15 protein-coding genes and 1 pseudogene are annotated in these 17,255 nt (G+C 71.1%); 11 read left to right on the top strand and 5 right to left on the bottom strand.

Annotated elements, in window-relative coordinates:
• Positions 1-168: 168 nt before the first annotated feature.
• Positions 169-1,404, top strand: a complete 1,236-nt coding sequence (locus N4G70_RS31790; protein WP_261716238.1) for an SAV2148 family HEPN domain-containing protein — start codon at positions 169-171, stop codon at positions 1,402-1,404.
• A 109-nt stretch (positions 1,405-1,513) separates the two neighbouring features.
• Entirely contained in the window at positions 1,514-2,236 is a 723-nt protein-coding gene (locus N4G70_RS31785; RefSeq protein ID WP_261716237.1) for a 3'-5' exonuclease, read from the top strand.
• 33 nt (positions 2,237-2,269) lie between these two features.
• On the opposite strand, the gene N4G70_RS31780 is transcribed toward N4G70_RS31785, so the two are convergent.
• Complete coding sequence (locus tag N4G70_RS31780) at positions 2,270-3,187, bottom strand: phosphotransferase enzyme family protein (RefSeq protein ID WP_261716236.1); 918 nt, start codon at positions 3,185-3,187, stop codon at positions 2,270-2,272.
• Between the two features lie 127 nt (positions 3,188-3,314).
• Here N4G70_RS31780 and N4G70_RS31775 point away from each other — a divergent pair, with 127 nt between their 5' ends.
• From N4G70_RS31775 to N4G70_RS31735, 9 genes and pseudogenes are all read left to right on the top strand, one after another.
• On the top strand, positions 3,315-4,253 hold the full coding sequence (locus N4G70_RS31775) for a carbohydrate ABC transporter permease (protein ID WP_261716235.1): 939 nt from the start codon (positions 3,315-3,317) through the stop codon (positions 4,251-4,253).
• A complete protein-coding gene (locus tag N4G70_RS31770) occupies positions 4,250-5,089 on the top strand; it encodes a carbohydrate ABC transporter permease (protein WP_261716234.1) in 840 nt (279 codons plus the stop codon). The genes N4G70_RS31775 and N4G70_RS31770 overlap by 4 nt, the downstream gene beginning before the upstream one ends.
• Positions 5,089-6,400: pseudogene (locus N4G70_RS31765) on the top strand (ABC transporter substrate-binding protein). The gene N4G70_RS31770 and the pseudogene N4G70_RS31765 overlap by 1 nt, the downstream one beginning before the upstream one ends.
• A 546-nt stretch (positions 6,401-6,946) precedes the next feature.
• Positions 6,947-8,152, top strand: a complete 1,206-nt coding sequence (locus tag N4G70_RS31760; RefSeq protein WP_261716233.1) for a S8 family peptidase — start codon at positions 6,947-6,949, stop codon at positions 8,150-8,152.
• A gap of 77 nt (positions 8,153-8,229) precedes the next feature.
• Positions 8,230-8,790: a DUF1697 domain-containing protein gene (locus tag N4G70_RS31755; protein ID WP_261716232.1), complete on the top strand. Its 561-nt coding sequence runs from the start codon at positions 8,230-8,232 to the stop codon at positions 8,788-8,790.
• Positions 8,783-9,181 (top strand): nuclear transport factor 2 family protein, encoded by a 399-nt coding sequence (locus N4G70_RS31750; protein WP_261716231.1) that lies wholly within the window; start codon positions 8,783-8,785, stop codon positions 9,179-9,181. Before N4G70_RS31755 ends, N4G70_RS31750 begins: the two co-directional genes overlap by 8 nt.
• Before the next feature lie 109 nt (positions 9,182-9,290).
• Positions 9,291-9,986 carry a DsbA family protein gene (locus N4G70_RS31745; RefSeq protein ID WP_261716230.1) on the top strand — a complete coding sequence of 232 codons (696 nt, stop codon included), beginning with the start codon at positions 9,291-9,293 and terminating at the stop codon, positions 9,984-9,986.
• A 108-nt stretch (positions 9,987-10,094) separates the two neighbouring features.
• Positions 10,095-10,673 carry a TIGR03086 family metal-binding protein gene (locus tag N4G70_RS31740; RefSeq protein WP_261716229.1) on the top strand — a complete coding sequence of 193 codons (579 nt, stop codon included), beginning with the start codon at positions 10,095-10,097 and terminating at the stop codon, positions 10,671-10,673.
• A gap of 159 nt (positions 10,674-10,832) precedes the next feature.
• Positions 10,833-13,481 (top strand): fibronectin type III domain-containing protein, encoded by a 2,649-nt coding sequence (locus N4G70_RS31735; RefSeq protein WP_261716228.1) that lies wholly within the window; start codon positions 10,833-10,835, stop codon positions 13,479-13,481.
• Between the two features lie 153 nt (positions 13,482-13,634).
• Here the strand turns inward: N4G70_RS31735 and N4G70_RS31730 are convergent, their stop codons facing one another.
• The 4 genes from N4G70_RS31730 to N4G70_RS31715 are packed head-to-tail and all read right to left on the bottom strand — an operon-like array spanning position 13,635 to position 17,210.
• The gene (locus tag N4G70_RS31730; RefSeq protein ID WP_261716227.1) at positions 13,635-14,375 is read right to left on the bottom strand and encodes a sirohydrochlorin chelatase; all 741 of its coding nucleotides are present in this window, start codon (positions 14,373-14,375) and stop codon (positions 13,635-13,637) included.
• Positions 14,376-14,381: 6 nt separating this feature from the next.
• On the bottom strand, positions 14,382-15,272 hold the full coding sequence (locus N4G70_RS31725; protein WP_261716226.1) for an ABC transporter permease: 891 nt from the start codon (positions 15,270-15,272) through the stop codon (positions 14,382-14,384).
• The gene (locus N4G70_RS31720) at positions 15,259-16,053 is read right to left on the bottom strand and encodes an ABC transporter ATP-binding protein (protein ID WP_261716225.1); all 795 of its coding nucleotides are present in this window, start codon (positions 16,051-16,053) and stop codon (positions 15,259-15,261) included. Before N4G70_RS31720 ends, N4G70_RS31725 begins: the two co-directional genes overlap by 14 nt.
• Before the next feature lie 44 nt (positions 16,054-16,097).
• On the bottom strand, positions 16,098-17,210 hold the full coding sequence (locus N4G70_RS31715) for an aliphatic sulfonate ABC transporter substrate-binding protein (protein WP_261716224.1): 1,113 nt from the start codon (positions 17,208-17,210) through the stop codon (positions 16,098-16,100).
• Positions 17,211-17,255 lie beyond the last annotated feature (45 nt).

The following is a 17,255-nucleotide window of genomic DNA, read 5'->3' as shown; positions in this document are numbered from 1 at the left end:
GATAGTGCCCATCAGAACAGGCCGTATCCTCCGGGGAGTTGGCAAACTCGACTCGTGATCGGGCTGCAGCGCCTCCCGCTCCCGGAGTACCCTTCCTTGATCGTTGAAGGGCGTGCGGGGGCGGGTCGGTCCCGCGGGGTTTGCCGGGGGGCGGAAGGCGGTGCGCGGGTGAGCTCGGGAGGGCTTGAGCTGCCCCCTGGTGACACGGGTCATGAGGGGGAGTCCGGCGACATCCCGCCCGGAGCGGTCTCCGTGGCGCGCCCGATGGAGATCGGGGCGGAGCTCGACTGGGACGCCGACGCCTGGAGCGAGGTGCGCACGCGCGCCCAGCGGGCCGGGCGCGCCTACATCTGGCTGAACCTGGTCGAGCAGCGCCTGCGCGCCGTGGTGGCCGCGGTGCTCCGGCCGATCTACGAACCGGTCCACGGCGACGACTGGGTGGTGGCCGCCGCCGGGCCGGCGGGCCAGGAGTGGGTGCAGCGGGCCGTGGCGGTGCGCGAGGTCTCGCGCCGCAAGGGCTATCTGCTGGACCCCGCCGACGACAACGTGCTCAGCTTCCTCACGCTGCCGCAGTTGCGGGAGCTGATGGTGCAGCACTGGCCGTGCTTCGAGCCGTACGTGGACGACCGCCGCGATGTCGAACTCGCCCTGGACGAGCTGGAGGTGGCCCGCAACGTCGTCTCCCGCAACCGGGCGCTCAACGAGGCCGTGCTCGCGCAGGCGGAACGGGCCTCGGCGCGGCTCCTCGACGTGCTGGGCGGGGCCGGCGGCGCACCGGCCGCGCACCGTCTGCCCATCGACGCCGTCGAGGACCTCGTCGGCGACCGGTACGCCGATGTCGTCTCCGTCCACTCCGACCGGGTGCGCCTCCAGCGGCAGTTGCCCGCCGAGGACCTCTTCGGCGGCGCCCGCCGTCTGGACGCGATAGGCATCGGTCTCAACCTGCTGGTGCAGAACTACTCGGGGCGCCGGCTGGTCCGGCTCGCCGAGACGGGCTGCCGCGTCCGGCTGCTCTTCCTCAACCCGGCGAGCAGCGCGGTCAAGCGCCGTGAGCGCGAACTGGGCGTCAAAAAGGGCGAGTTGAGCCGGTCGGTGGAGATGAACATCCTGCACATGCGACGGGTGCGGGCCCGGCTGCGCGACCCCGGGGCGTTCGAGATCCAGGTCTTCGACGAGACGCCGCGCTTCACCGCCTATCTGGTGGACGGCGACGGGCCGGACGGCCTCGCGGTGGTCCAGTCGTATCTGCGCCGCGCGCGTGGCATGGAGGCGCCGGTCCTCGTCCTGCGCGGGGGCGGCAGACGGGGCGTGATGCGGCCCGGCCAGGATGTGGAGCACGGCCTCTTCGAGACCTACCGCGAGGAGTTCGAGTCGGTCTGGGTGGATTCACGGCCTGTGTCCTGAATCGTGGGCGTATTGCCCTGGGCGCCTTCTCGCCACCGGCCGATTGTCAGTGCCGCGTGCGAGGGTGGTCGTCAACTGGGGGAAAGCACCACGAAGGAGGGGCAGCAGCATGAGCTGGCACCTGGAACCGCTGATCGGGTTCGATCTGGAGACGACCGGCACCGAGCCGCGCGAGGCGCGCATCGTGACGGCCGCGATCGTCGAAGTGCGGGGCGCCGACGTGGTCGCCCGGCACGGCTGGCTGGCGGATCCGGGCATCCGGATTCCGGCCCAGGCGTCCGCGGTCCACGGGATCAGCAGTGAGCACGCGGCCTCGAAGGGCAGGCCCGCCGCCGAGGTGGCCGACGAGATCGCCGAGACGCTGGCCGCGCACTGGCGCCGGGGCGTGCCGGTGGTCGCCTACAACGCGGCCTTCGATCTGACGCTGCTCGCCGCCGAACTGCGCCGCCATCAACTGCCCTCGCTCAGCGACCGGCTGGACGGAGCGCCCATAGGGCCCGTCGTCGATCCCTACACGATCGACCGCTCCGTGGACCGTTACCGCAAGGGGAAGCGCACCCTCGAAGCGGTGTGCGTCGAGTACGGCGTGGTCCTGGAGTCCGCGCACGACGCGGGGGCCGACGCGCTGGCCGCGGCGCACCTGGCCGTGGCGATAGCCGAGCGCCACCCCCAGGTGGCGCGGCTCGAACCGGCGGAGCTGCATGACCGGCAGATCCAGTGGTATGCCCAGTGGGCGGCGGACTTCCAGCGGTTCCTGCGCGAGAAGGGCACGGCGGACGCCGTGATCGACGGCACCTGGCCGCTGCGCGAACTGGCCCCGGCCCAGGGCTGAGGCCCGCCCGGGAGGTCCGCCCGGGAGGCCGGGTCAGAACGGGTACCAGCGCACCTCGGGGTCGCCGTCGCGCAGCGAGGCCACGCGCCGGCGGAACTCGTCGAGCGCCTTCGGGTTGGTGGGGGCGTGCTGGGCGACCCAGGCGCAGCTCGCCGTCTCACGCGCCCCACGCAGCACCGCGCACCCCTCCCATTCGCGTACGTCCCAGCCATAGGCGGTGACGAACGCGTCGTACTGCTCGGCGGGCAGCCCGTACCGGTCGAGGGAGAGCGCCATCACCACCAGGTCGTGCTCACGGAAGTCGGCCGAGAAGGTCTCCAGGTCGACCAGGACCGGTCCTTCGGGGCCGATGTACACATTGCGGGGGAGGGCGTCGCCATGAATGGGGCCGAGGGGCAGTCGAGGGGTGAGCGAGGCGGCGGCCTCGGCGAAGCCGTCCCGGCGGGCGCGCAGATATGCGGCGTCCGCCGGGTCGATCGCCTCCCCGGCCAGGCGTAGCCAGCGCTCGACGCCGCCGAGGAGTTCGCGGCGCGGGAGCGGGAAGGCGGGCGTCGTCAGGGCGTGCACGTGCCGCAGCAGTTCGGCCAGGTCGGCCGCGGTGGCGGGGCGTTCGGCGGGCGGCAGGCGGTGCCACACGGTCACCGGGTGGCCCTCGACGAGCCGGGGCGCGGGCTCGGCGGCCCGGACCGCGGGCACCCCGGCCTCGGCGAGCCAGGTGGCGACGGCCACCTCGCGCGCGGCGCGCTCAACCAGCTCCGGATGGTGCGTGGCATCGCGGCCCACCTTGACGACCAGTCCGGCCGCCGGGCCGGAACCGGAGCCCGCGTCGGGCAGGGCGAAGACCGCGTTCTCGCCCAGGGCCAGGAGCTCGGCGCCATCGGTCCCGGCGAGCCCGGCGGTGTCGGTCAGTGCCGCGGCGGCCAGCAGTTCGCGCGCCCGTGCCTCGTCCATAGGTCTCTCCCGGTGATCGTCTCGGCCGGCCAAGTCTCGCATTCACGCAGGTCGTCTTGACGAACGGACGGCCCGTCAGCACGATGACGGAGTCCGTTCGGCATTACTGGACAAAGGGGTTGGAAAGGTGACATCAACGACCGTTCCCGCGCGGTCAGCCGCCAGAAAGCCCACGAACAGCCGAGGGGGAGGAGAAGGGCGCGGGGCCGGTGCCTGGTTCCTGGTGCTCCCGGCACTCCTGCCGATTCTGGTGCTCAGCGTGGGTCCCCTGCTCTACGGGATCGCGCTCGCCTTCACCGACTCCCAGTCCGGGCGCACCACTTCCACCCGGTGGGTCGGCCTGCTCAACTTCCAGGATCTGCTGCACGACGGGCTGTTCTGGGATTCGTTCCGGATCGGACTGCTGTGGGCGGTCGGTGTCACGGTGCCGCAGTTCCTGCTCGCCCTCGGGCTCGCCCTGCTCCTCAACCAGCAGCTCCGGCTGCGCTGGCTGGCCCGGGCGCTCGCGATCATCCCCTGGGCCATGCCCGAGGTCGTGGTCGGCATCATGTGGCGCCTGGTCTACCAGCCCGACGCGGGCATCCTGAACGAGACGGCCCGCACCCTGGGTCTCGGCGGCGGGCACGACTGGCTGACCGGGCTCGCCACCGCGCTGCCCGCCGTGATCGTCGTCGGCATCTGGGCGGGTATGCCCCAGACGACGGTCGCCCTGCTGGCCGGTCTCCAGAACACCCCCGTGGAACTGCACGAGGCCGCCGCCATCGACGGGGCCGGCGCCTGGCGCCGCTTTCGCACCGTCACCTGGCCCGCCCTCAAGCCGGTGGCCCTCGCGATCACCGCACTCAATTTCATCTGGAACTTCAATTCCTTCGCCCTGGTCTATGTCCTGACCAACGGCGGCCCGGGCGGCCGCACCCGCCTTCCGATGCTCTTCGCCTACGAAGAGGCGTTCCGCTACGGCCAGTTCGGCTATGCGGCCGCCATGGGCTGTGTGATGGTCGCCGTGATCGCCGTCTGTCTTGCCTTCTTCCTGGTGGGACGCCTTCGGGAAGGAGACGACAAGTGACCGCCCGCACAAGGGCGTTGGGGCGCGCCGGTCAGTACCTCGCGCTGCTCGCCTATCTGGTCTTCCTCGCCTTCCCGTTCCTGTGGCTGATCTCCACCGCCTTCAAGCCGCCGCGCGAACTGGGCTCGCTCCACCCGACCTGGATTCCCCGCCACCCCACGCTCGGCAACTTCCGCCAGGCCTTCGACGAGCAGCCGCTGCTCCATGCCGGTCTGAACAGCCTGATCGCCGCCGTCTCGGCGGCCCTGATCGCCGTGGTGATCGCGACCCCGATGGCGTACGTCATGGCCCGCCACCGGGGCCGGCTCGCAAGCGCCGCCACCGGCTGGGTGGTGGTCAGCCAGGCGTTCCCGTTCGTCCTACTGATCATTCCGCTCTTCCTCGTCCTGAAGAACCTGCACGCGATCAACTCGGTGGGCGGTCTCGTCATGGTCTATGTCGTGTGGTCGCTGCCGTTCGCGCTCTGGATGCTGAACGGGTACGTACGTGCCGTCCCCGCCGAACTGGAGGAGGCGGCCGCCGTCGACGGCGCCGGGCGGCTGCGCACCCTCGTCTCGGTGACCGCGCCCCTGCTCGCCCCGGGGATCGTGGCCACCGCGCTCTTCGCGTTCATCACGGCGTGGAACGAGTTCTTCTTCGCGCTCGTGCTCCTGAAGTCCCCGGAGAAACAGACCCTGCCGGTGGTCCTCACGCACTTCCTCGGCGCGGAGGGGGTCGCCGACCTCGGCCCGCTCGCGGCGGCCGCCTTCCTCGCCACGCTGCCCTCCCTGGTGATCTTCGCGCTCATCCAGAGGCGGATCACCGGCGGCATGCTGACCGGGGCGGTGAAGAGCTGATGCGGACGCGCACCCAGAGCCGGTCCGCCCGCCTTCTGGCCGTGGCCGGGGCGCTGATCCTGCTGTTGCCGCTGCTCGCCGCCTGCTCCGGCGACGGCGCGGCCACCGACAAAGTCATCAGGCTCCGTTTCCAGTCCCTTGCCTGGCAGAAGGAGTCCGTGGACGCGACGAAGGCCCTCGTCACGGAGTGGAACGCCACTCACCCGGCCATTCAGGTCCAGTACGTGCAGGGCAGTTGGGACACGGTGCACGACCAGCTCCTCACCGCCTTCGAGGGCGGCGAGGCGCCGGACATCATCCACGACGCCTCCGACGACCTGGCCGACTTCGCCTACGGCGGCTATCTCGCGGACCTGAACGGTCTGCTGCCGGAGCGGCTCAAGCGCGACATCCCCGCCCGGAGCTGGGACACGGCGACCTTCGGCACGGGGGTGTACGGCGTGCCGTTCCTCCAGGAGCCCAGGGTGTTGATCGCCAACACCGAGCTGCTCATGTCCTCCGGTGTGCGCGTCCCCACCGTCGAACAGCCGTGGAGCTGGGCCGAGTTCGGCCAGGCGACGAAGAAGCTCAGTGGTCACGGGAGGTACGGGGTGGCCTGGCCGCTCAAGGAGCCGGTCTCCGTCACCCTCAACCTGGGCCTCGGTGCGGGGGGCCGGCTCTTCGCGCGAGACGCCGGGGGAAAGGCGAAGGTGGAGTTCACGGCCGGGGACGCGGTGGTGCCCGCCACCATCGGCACCCAGGTCAACATCGACCGGAGCGCCGCCCGCTCCACACTCGGCATGGGCGGCTCGGACACGCTGCCCGGCTTCTTCGGCGGGAAGTACGCCATGGTGCCGCTCGGGTTCTCCTACCGCCAGCAGATCGCGCGGCAGGCTCCGCCCGGCTTCGCGTGGACGGTCCTCCCGGCCCCGGCCGGCAGCGCCGGACTGGACCAGGGCGTCAGCCCCCAGACCCTCTCGGTCGCCGAGGACAGCCCGCACAAGAAAGAAGCCGCCGCGTTCATCGACTTTCGTGCTGAGCCCCGCGCACATGGTGCGCCTCGCCCGGGGCGACTGGATGCTGCCGACGGGCACGGAGGCCCTCAAGGACCCGGCCCTGCACACCACCGAGTACGGCTGGGCGACCGGCACCGCACTCGCCCCGTATCTGCGCCCGGCCCCCGCGCAATCGGTGCGGGGCTACCCGGAGTGGAAGGACAAGGTGGCGACGCCCGCGCTTCAGGAGTACTACAGCGGGGCGATCGACATGGTGGAGCTGAGGAAGCGCCTGGTCCAGGACGGCAACCGGGTGCTGGCGCGCTATCAGCGGTGAGCCCCGGCCGCGCCCCCGCACTTCGACCGTCCGGGCGCCCCCCCCGGCGCCCCGGCCCGTCCCCCGATCGGGCCGGGGCAGTCCCGGCGGGCGGCGGCGTCGCTCCTCGTCGCGCGGTGCGTGAGCGCGAGAGGTCGGGCGCCGGATGCCTCGGAAAGCGTCCGGTGGCCGCGCGCCGCCGTGCCTTCGACGGTACGGGCGCCGGACGGCCTTTCTCGTCGTGCTCCCTGGTGAAACGGAAGGGTCCCGCCTCCCCCGAGCGGCGCGGGCCCATCCACCGCTGGGCGTACTCAAGGCCCTTACACGCAAGGGCAGTTGAGGAGCTCGCTCGGGCGCCGGGTTCACACAGAGTGTCCACCGGCCCTCCATAAAGCCCGAGTTGTCCTTCCATGAACGGTTTCGCATTACGAAACCTTGTTGGCTAAGTCACAGCTGTATGAAGTCCTTGATCTGCGCGCGTCAATCGGCAAGGGTTCGAACCAGCCCCGGAAAGTTTCCCTCCGGTAGGCAAACCCCCCACATTCAGTGACGAGGAGACCCCTCTTCATGGCAACTCACAAACGCGCGAGCAGGATCAAACTCACGGCGGCCATAACCGCCGTCGTGGCTGCGGCCGGGCTCACCGCGCTCAACTCCTCCTTCGCCGGAGCCGCCCCCGCGGAAGGCCCGGTCTACGGGCTGAACGCCCAGGACGCGGTCGACGGAAGCTATATCGTTCTGCTCGACGATTCGGCCACGGCCGAGTCCAAGCGCGAACTCGCCGAGGAATACGGCGGGAAGCTCCAGCGCGACTACTCCTCCTCCCTCAACGGCTTCTCCGCCAGCGGACTTTCGCAGACCGAGGCCAAGCGGCTCGCCGCCGACCCGAAGGTCGGCAAGGTCGTCCAGAACAAGAAGTTCCACATCAACGCGGCCCAGACCAATCCGCCCTCCTGGGGCCTGGACCGGATCGACCAGAAGGCGACCGCGGGCGACGGAACGTACACCTATCCGGACAGCGCGGGCGACGGCGTCACCGCGTATGTGATCGACACCGGGGTCCGCATCTCCCACAAGGACTTCGGCGGCCGCGCCTCCTACGGCTTCAACGCGGTCGACAACAACGACAAGGCCGACGACGGAAACGGCCACGGCACCCATGTCGCGGGCACCATCGCGGGGACCGAGCACGGCGTGGCGAAGAAGGCGAAGATCGTCGCCGTACGCGTCCTGGACAACCAGGGTTCCGGCAGCACCGAACAGGTCGTCGCCGGCATCGACTGGGTCACCAAGAACCACAAGGGCCCCTCGGTCGCCAACCTGAGCCTCGGCGGCACCGCCGACCCGGCGCTCGACGCGGCGGTCCAGAAGGCGATCGCCTCCGGCATCACCTTCGGCGTGGCGGCCGGCAACGAGTCCGCCGACGCGGGCAACGGCTCGCCGTCCCGGGTCAAGGAGGCCATCACGGTCGCCTCCTCCACCAAGGACGACCAGCAGTCCGGCTTCTCCAACTTCGGCTCGGTCGTCGACCTCTACGCCCCCGGCTCGGACATCACCTCCGACTGGAACACCAGCGACACGGCCACCAACACCATCTCCGGTACGTCGATGGCGACCCCCCACGTCGTCGGCGCCGCGGCGGTCTACCTGGCCGGGCACAAGGACGCCACCCCCGCGCAGGTCTCCGACGCCCTCACCGGGGGCGCCACGGCCGGTGCGATCTCCAGCCCCTCCCCGGGCACCCCGAACAAGCTGCTGAAGGTCGTCGAGTAGACGCCGTACGGCAGCGCTGAACGACGGCCTCCGCGCCCGTCCCCCACGGGGCGCGGGGGCCGTCCTAGGGTGAGCCCATGACGACGACGTACGCCGCTCTGTTGCGCGGCATCAATGTGGGCGGGAACCGAAAAGTTCCCATGGCCGACCTCCGGACCCTGCTGGAGGAGCTGGGCCACGGTGATGTGAGGACGTATCTCAACAGCGGCAACGCCGTCTTCAGCAGCGCCTCCCGCGACCAGGACGCGCTCGCCGCGGGCCTGGAGGAGGCCATCGAGAAGCACTTCGGCTTCCGAGTGGCGTGCATGGTGCGCAGCGGTCCCTATCTGCGGTCGGTGCTGGACGCCTGCCCCTTCCCGGCTTCCGAGCTGGCCGGCAGGCAACTGCACGCCACCTTCTTCTCCGGCCCCCCGGTCACCGCCGAACGCTTCGCCTCCCTCGACCCGGCCGCCTACCTCCCCGAGGAGTTCCGGCTCGGCGACCAGGTGCTCTACCTGTACGCGCCCGAGGGGCTCGGCAAGTCCCAGCTGGGTGCCGCGCTGTCCAGGCCCGCCCTGCTCAAGGGCGTCGAGGCCACCTCCCGCAACTGGAACACCGTCAAGGCGCTCGTCGAGATGACGGAGGCGACCGATGCCTGAGGCGGAACGCGATGCGGTGGAGGCGGCCATCGAGGGGGAGCTGCGGCTGCTCGACCCCGAGGTGCGCGCGAGCGCCGACCTGCTCGGGGCCCAACTGCACCCCGACTTCGTTGAGTTCGGCAGCTCGGGGCGGCGCTACGACCGTACGGACGTCATCGTGGCCCTCACGGAAGAAGGCGCCCGCCCCGCCCCGCCGATCACCGCGTCCCGGATGACGGGGGTGCGCCTCGCCCCCGACGTGGTCCATCTGACCTTCGACACCGACCACAACGGCCGTCTGGCGCACCGCAGTTCCCTGTGGCGGCACACCGAGGACGGCTGGGTCCTCTACTTCCACCAGGCGACGCCGTTCACGGCCCCGCCTGCGCCGTCGCTCACTCAGGACGGTTGAAGCGCGCCCGGTACGACCCGGCATGGCAGCGGCCGCCCGCTCATTGGCCCAGCTGATCCAGGGCTCAATGGCCCAGGAACGGGGGCCATTGCCGGGCTACGCTCGGGGCATGACGGATACCACGAAAGCCACCCCGAACGCGACGGCGGATCCGGCCACCGCGACGGCGGGCCCCGCGGCCACCACGGCAGGCCCCGCGGCGCGCACCGCCGTCGACTTCTACTTCGACCCCGCCTGCCCCTTCGCCTGGATCACCTCCCGTTGGATGCTCGAAGTCGAGCGCCACCGCGACATCGACCTGAGATTCCGGCCGATGAGCCTCTATCTGCACAACATCGGCAATGAACTGCCCGACTGGTACCGGGACTTGGTGGACCGCTCGATCGGCCCCGTCCGGGTCGCGGTCGCGGCCGCCGAGGCGCACGGGGAGGGCGTGCTGCGTGATCTCTACACCGCGTTCGGCACCCGTATCCACCAGGACAAGAACCAGGACTTCGACGAGGTCGTCGCGCAGTCCCTGGCGGAGCTCGGTCTGCCCGCCGCGCTCGCCGCCGCCGCCCACGACCCGGCCTGCGACGAGGCCGTTCGGCGCTCCCACGACGCGGGCAAGGACCCGGCCGAGGACGGCTATGTCGGTACCCCGACCATGCATCTCGACGGCAAGGTCTACTTCGGCCCGGTGCTCAGTTCCATCCCGCGCGGCGAGGAGGCGGCGCGGCTCTTCGACAGCGTGCGCACGATCGCGGCGTACCCCGACTTCTTCGAGCTGAAGCGGACCCGGACGGACTCCCTCCGGTTCGACTGACGGACAGCGGGATCCGGGAAGGGGGCGGCTCGGTCGGGGTCCGCCCCGCCGGCCGCCCTGTCGCGCTTTTTCAAGACCGGGCGAGGGTCGCGGCGGGACGCTGATCGCATGAAGAACGAACACCGTGCCATGACCGAATGCGCAGCAGAGGCCGCCCGCATCGCGCGCGGCGTCACCCCCGACCGGCTCGCCGGGCCCACTCCCTGCCGGGAGTGGGACGTGCGGGCGCTGGTCAACCACTGGGTCCTGTACACCTCGCACGGCCTGGAGCACCGGGCCCGGCGCGAGCCGCTCTCCGACGAACTCACCGCGCGCGACTTCACCGCCGACGCCGACTGGGCCGAGCGCTACGCCGCCCAGCTCGACCGGGCCGTGGCCGCCTGGTCGGACCCGGCCGTCTGGGAGGGCGAGGTCGATCTGGGCGGGGCCGCGATGCCCGCCCGCCAGATCGCCGCGATGATCGTCAAGGAGATGGTGGTGCACGGGTGGGACGTCGCGCGCGCCACCGGGCAGGAGGCAATGGTCTCCGAGGAGTCCGCCGCCTTCGTGCTCAAGGTCGTCGAGGACAACGCCGAGCTCTACCGCCAGTATCAGGGCTTCGCGGACCCCGTGGAGCCGGCGCCCGGCGCCACCCTCTTCGAGCGCGCCCTCGCCGCCTCCGGCCGTGACCCGCACTGGTCGGCCTGAACGGCGCGACCCCCTCCAGGGCTCCAAGTGGTCCGATGACTAAGGGGAGTTGAGGCGAATGTTCGGGGGATCCTGAGCGATGTGTTGACCGTGGTGCGTCAGTGCTCCTACCTTTCCAGTGGCTCGTGGGGCCGATCCCGTGAGCCCCTGGGAGGGAACATGCCCGCATCCCGGAGCGCGCCACGGACGGCGCCCCGAAGAGCCGCCCCGATCCTCGCCCTCGCCGCCGCGCTGGCCCTGACCAGTCCCGGCCTCATGCCGTCGGCCGCCGCGCGCTCCCCGCACGCGGTGACCGCCGACGTCCATGTGTCCCCGACGGGTGACGACGCGGCCGACGGCACCGCCACACATCCCGTGCGCGGCCTGCCGCGCGCCCGCGATCTGGTGCGCGGCAGAACGGCACACCAGGAGGCCGACCTCACGGTCCACCTCGCCGCCGGGACCTACCGCAGTGACCAGCCCCTCGACCTGGACGCCCGCGACTCGGGAGGCAACGGCCACCGAGTCATCTGGCAGGGCGCGGGCAACGGGGCCACCGTCATCAGCGGCGGCCGCAAGGTGGAAGGCTGGCAGCCGGTGTCCGGGCGCCCCGGACTCTGGTCCGCTCCCGCGCCCCAAGGGATCACCGCCACACGGCAGTTGTACGTGGACGGCGTACGCGGACAGCGCGCCCGGGGCGAAGTGCCGGTCGCGCTCACCCCCACCGCCACCGGCTACACCGCGAGTTCCGACGCCCTCGCGCACTGGCGCCACCCCTCGGACGCCGAGTTCGTGTACACCAGCGGGGAAGCGCTGTGGAACGTAGAGCGCAACGGGCTCGGCCAGTGGACCGAACCCCGCTGCCCGATCGCCGCCGCCAAGGGCACCGCGATCACCATGGCCCAGCCGTGCTGGGACAACTCCACCAAGCGCGTCGAGTTCCCCGACCGGCCGGGCCGCACCATCGGCATGGTCGGCCCCGGCAAACTCACCAACGGCGGCAAGGCGTCCTCCATCGAGAACGCCTATGAACTCCTCGACGAACCCGGTGAGTGGTACCTGGACCGGTCCGCGCACACCGTCTACTACCTTCCGCGCCCCGGCGAGGACCTGCGGAGCGCCGACGTCGAGGCCGCCTCGGCCGAGCGGCTCCTGGACGGGCACGGCACCGCGAAGGCGCCCCTGCACGATGTCGCCTTCCAGGGGCTCCAGTTCAGCTATGCCACCTGGCTGACGCCGTCGGGGCCCGAGGGCTTCTCGGAGATCCAGGCCGGCTACACCGTCACCGGTGCCAAGGGCTGGGCGACCCAGGGCCTGTGCGGCTTCACGCCGGGCGGCACCTGCCCCTTCGCCTCCTGGACGAAGATGCCCGGCAACGTGTCCTTCTCGTACGCACGCCGCATCGACATCAGCGACAGCACCTTCGCCCATCTCGGTGCCGCCGGGCTCGAACTCGGCGCCGGGACCACCGACTCCACGGTGAGCACCAGCGTGTTCACCGACATCTCCGGCAACGGTCTGGAGATCGGCGGGGTGGACGGCAGGACACCGGCCTCCGCGATTCAGGTGACGAACAATCACCTCTACGCCCTGCCAAGGGAGTTCCACGGCGGCGTCGGCATCCTCAACGGCTACACCCAGCACAACACCATCGCGCACAACCAGCTCGACCACCTCGGCTACAGCGCCGTCTCGATGGGCTGGGGCGGCTGGCCCGACAAGATCGGATCCCCCGCCACCCCCAACCCCAGCCACGACAACGCCGTCCGAAACAACCTGATCTTCGACTACATGCAGCTCCTCGACGACGGCGGGGGCATCTACACCCAGGGCCTCACCGGCACCTCGATGGCCGACGGCGAGAAGGTCACCGGCAACGTCGTCCACGACCAGTGGGGCCTCGGCAAGAGCGTCTACACCGACAACGGCTGCACCTACGAGACCGTCCAGGGCAACGTCCTGTACGGCGCCGCGTACGCCAACGTCGGCAGTCGCCACACCGACTACCGGGACAAGCTCGGCAACAACGACCCGACGCTGATCAAGGACAACTGGTGGGAGGAGGGCGCCGCCGACGGCAACAGCAAGGGCCTGGTGACCACGGGCAACCACATCATGGCGAGCCCCGCCGACGTGCCGGCGGACCTCCTGGCGAACGCCGGGATCGAACCCGCCCGGCGTTCCGTCCTCGACCGCGTGACCCAGGCGACCTCCGTGCCCGAGGCCCCGGCCCGCGTGGGCACGAGCACGGCGGGCGTGGATGCCCTGTTCGTCACCTTCAACCCGAGCTACGTGGACGGCGGGTCCCCGGTGACCGGCTACACCGCGCACGCGCTGCGGGCCGACGGAACTCAGGCCGCGACCGCGAGCGTCCCGGCGGCGGACTTCCGGCGACAGGCGTATGTACGCCTCGGGCAGCTCCGCGCCTCCGAGGGGCCGTTCAGGGTGACCGTCACCGCGCGCAACGCCCACGGCGAGAGCGCCCCGTCCCTCGCCTCGGCGCCCCTCACGCCGACCGGAGCCGTCGCGCTGCCCGGTGCGCCCACCGGTGCCAAGGTGCGGACGGGGTCGCGCGCCGTGACGGTCGCCTGGACGCCGCCCGTGGACACGGGTGACGCCAAGGTCATCGGCTACCGGATCACCGTCTCGGACGGTCGGGTCATCGAGGTCACGGGGCGGGACGTACTGGTGACGCAGCCGTCGGCGAAGGGGATGTTCCGGGTGGTGGGGGGTCTTGAGCCGGGGGTGGCGTACCGCTTCACGATCGTGGCCGTCACCGCGGCCGGGGTGGGGCCGGGGGTGTCCGCCCCCACCTCGTCCCTTCCCTGAACCCTCCGGGGGCAGGGGGAAGTGGGGGTTTCCGGGGGCCGCCCCGGACTCTGCGGGGCTCCGCCCCCCTGCACCCCGTCAGCCGGGTAGCTTCGCCCCTGCCCCCGCACCCCCGGCGAGGCGCCACCCCCGCACCCCCTGCGGGGCCAGAGGTCAAGCCGTCAGGGCGGGGGGTCGGGTGCGGGACTTCGACTCGTCGTAGCGGCGTAGGAGCAGGCGGGCCAACTCCGGGGCGCTGCCCAGGACTTCGGACAGTACGTCGGCGTCAGCGGCGCCCCGGGCTATGCGGTCGGGCAGGAAGCCGGGGGCGATGACGTAGGGGGCGACGGCTACGCGTCGTACGCCCAGGGCCCGCAGGTCCCGTACGGCGTCTTCCGTACGGGGGAGGGCCGCGGAGGCGAAAGCAGGCCGCACGGCGCACCAACCGGTGTGCCGCAGCTCCCGCGCGATTTCAGCGATCACTGCGATCGCCTCCGGGTCGGTGGAGCCCGCCGAGGCCAGGACGAGCCCGGTCGAGCTTTTGTCGGCGGGGCTCAGGCCCGCCTCGTACAGCCGTCGCTCAAGGGTGGCGAGCAGCAGGGGGGAGGGGCCGAGGACGTCGGCGAGGCGGATGTCCAGGCGGGCCGGGGCCCGGTCGAGCACCGCCGGGATGTCCGCCTTGGCGTGGAAGGCGCGGGTCAGGAGCAGCGGCAGCGCCACCACGTCCCGGGCGCCTTCGAGCGCGAGGCGGTCCAGGACCTGCGGGACGGACGGCGCGTTGAAGTCCAGGAAACCGGTCTCCACGCGCACGCCGGGCCGCATCGCCCGGACCCGCCGCACCAGGGCGTCGACGGTCGCGGCGTGCCGCGGATCGCGGCTGCCGTGGGCGATGACGAGCAGGACCGGGCGGTGCACGGCGGCTCAGCCCTTCACGAGCAGCCCGCGGCCGCGCAGCACCCTGCGCTCCAGCGGGCTGAAGATCAGCAGGTCGATGGCGATGCCCACGACGAGGATCAGGATGATCGCCAGGAAGATGCCGGGCATGTCGGAGTTGTTGCGGCCGTTCTCGAGCAACTGGCCGAGCCCGAGGCCCAGATCGGGGGAGGACGCGATGATCTCGGCGGCCATCAGGGACCGCCAGGAGAACGCCCAGCCCTGCTTCAGGCCGGCCAGGTAGCCGGGCAGCGCCGCCGGCATCAGGATGTGCCAGGCGCCCCGCACTCCCGTCGCGCCCAGCGTGCGGCCCGCCCGCAGATACAGCGGGGGCACCTGGTCGACGCCGGATACCAGGCCGTTGGCGATGGAGGGGACCGCGCCGAGCAGGATGACCGCGTACATCATCGAGTCGTTGAGGCCGAGCCACAGCACGGCCGGCGGGACCCAGGCCACCGACGGCAGCGACTGGAGCCCGGACAGGATCGGGCCGATCGCCGCGCGCACGAACTTGACCCGCGCCACCAGGAGTCCGAGCGGGGTGCCGATGGCCAGCGCGAGCAGGAAGCCGAGCAGGCCGCGCGAGACGCTGGTCCACACGACGTCGATCAGGGTCCCCTGGAGCCACATGTCCTTCAGGCTCGCCCACACCGAGGCCGGGGCGGGCAGCTTGTAGGAGTCGGTGACCTTCGCCGAGACGAGGATCTGCCACACCACCAGGACGAGTGCGACCGCGACCAGGGGCGGCAGCACCTTCTTGACGAGGACCTCGCGCACCGGGGTGCGGTGTGGCTGGACGGTTTCGAGCGCGTCTAGCCCCGCTTCGAGGCTGCCCAGGTCGGGGGAGTCCTTGACGTCGGTGGTCTCAGTGCTGGCCATGGCGGCGGATCTCCCCACGCAGTTGTTCAGTGATCTCGACGGAGAGCTCCGCCACTTCGGCGTCCTCGATGCGGCGCGGCTGGTCGATGTCCACCGTCCACTCGTGGGCCACCCGGCCGGGCCGCGAGGAGAGCAGCACCACGCGCTGCGCGAGGCGGACCGCCTCGCGCACGTTGTGCGTCACGAACAGCACCGACAGGTTCGTCTCGCGCCAGATGCGGGTCAGTTCGTCGTGCAGGACGTCACGGGTGATCGCGTCCAGGGCCGCGAACGGCTCGTCCATCAACAGGAGTTGGGAGTCCTGGGCGATCGCGCGGGCCATCGCGACGCGCTGGCGCATGCCGCCGGACAGCTCGTGCACGCGCTTGCCGTACGCCCCCTGGAGGCGGACCAGGGTGAGGAGTTCCTCGGCCCGCTCGCGCCGGTCGTTCTTGGGCACCCCGCGCAGGCGGAGGGCGAGTTCGATGTTCTTGCCCGCGGTCAGCCACGGGAACAGGGCGTGTTCCTGGAACATCAGGGCGGGCCGCCCGCCGGGGGTCTCGATGGTGCCCGCGGTCGGCGCGTCCAGGCCCGCGACCAGGTTGAGCAGCGTCGACTTTCCGCAGCCGGAGGCGCCCAGGAGGGTGACGAATTCGCCCGGCGCCACATCGAGGGTGATGTCGTCGAGGACGAGCTGCGGTCCCGTGGGACCGGAGAAGGACTTCGAGACATGACCGATGCGGGCGGCGTACTCGTGCGCCGGCGCCGTGCGGTCCGTGGCCTTGGCGAGTGCGGTGGCCATGGTCGTCACCTCCTGGGAAACCTGTGAAGCCTGCTGGTGGGGGATTACTTGACGCCGAGGCCGGCGTCGCCGACCTGAGGCCTGCCCAGGGACGTGAGGACCTTGTTGAGCGGATCCAGGTCGTAGATGCCCTTGAGGTCGGGCTTCTTCAGGAGTCCGGCCTTGGCCGCGTGGTCGGCCTGCGCCTGGAGGGTGGCCGCCAGCGGGTCGTCAAGAGTCCGGATGGACTTCCAGGCCGGGTCGAGGACGGCGGCCGGGAGCTCCTTGCCCGACAGCTTCTTGAGCGCGGCGTTCGCCGAGGACTTCGCCTGGTCGGGGTGGGTCGCGATCCACTCGTTGGTCTTCACCGAGCCGCGCAGGACCGCCTCGACGACGTCGGGGTGCTCCTTGAGGAACTTCTGCGACACGATGATGTTGGTGATCACGAACTCGTGGTCCGGCCACAGGTCGGACTCGTCGAGCAGCACCTTGCCGCCCTCGGAGACCAGCTTGGACGCGGTCGGCTCCGGCACCCAGGCGCCGTCGATCGAGCCGGACTTGAAGGCATCCGGGGTGATCTTGTTGTCGGTGCGGACCACGTTGACGTCGCCCTTGCCGGACTGTGCGTCGACCTTCCAGCCCTTGTCGGCGAGCCAGTTGAGGAACGCGACGTCCTGGGTGTTGCCGAGCTGCGGGGTCGCGATGTCCTTGCCCTTGAGGTCGTCGACGGACTTCACCTTGTCCGGGTTGACCACCAGCTTCACGCCGCCGGAGGCCGAGCCGCCGATGATGCGCAGGCTCTGTCCCTTGGACTTGGTGTAGCCGTTGATCGCCGGCGAGGGGCCGATCCAGCCGATGTCGATCGACCCCGCGTTGAGGGCCTCGATCTCGGAGGGCCCCGCGTTGAAGGTGGACGTCTTGACCGACGTGCCGCCCAGCTCCTTCTGGAACAGCCCCTCCTGGACGCCGACCAGCGCCGTGGCGTGGGTCAGGTTGGGGAAGTAGCCGATCTTCACCGAGTCGGCGGAGAGCTTCTTGCCGTTGGCGGCGGGCGCGGCCTTGTCGGCGTCGCTCTTGTCGGCGCTGGAGCCGTAGCCGCAGGCGGCGAGCGCCCCGAACAGCAGGGGCAGGGTGGCGGTGGCGATGAGGCTGCGCCTCAGGGTGGAACTGGCAGGCACGGAGGGTGTCCTCTCCAAGGCCCGGTGCTTACGTCCGGAGTCTCA

This window comes from Streptomyces sp. ASQP_92 (genome assembly GCF_025399895.1).
Classification (GTDB): Bacteria; Actinomycetota; Actinomycetes; order Streptomycetales; family Streptomycetaceae; genus Streptomyces.
Note: the sequence above shows the minus strand (reverse complement) of the source record. Positions and strands in the feature narration are given on the sequence as shown.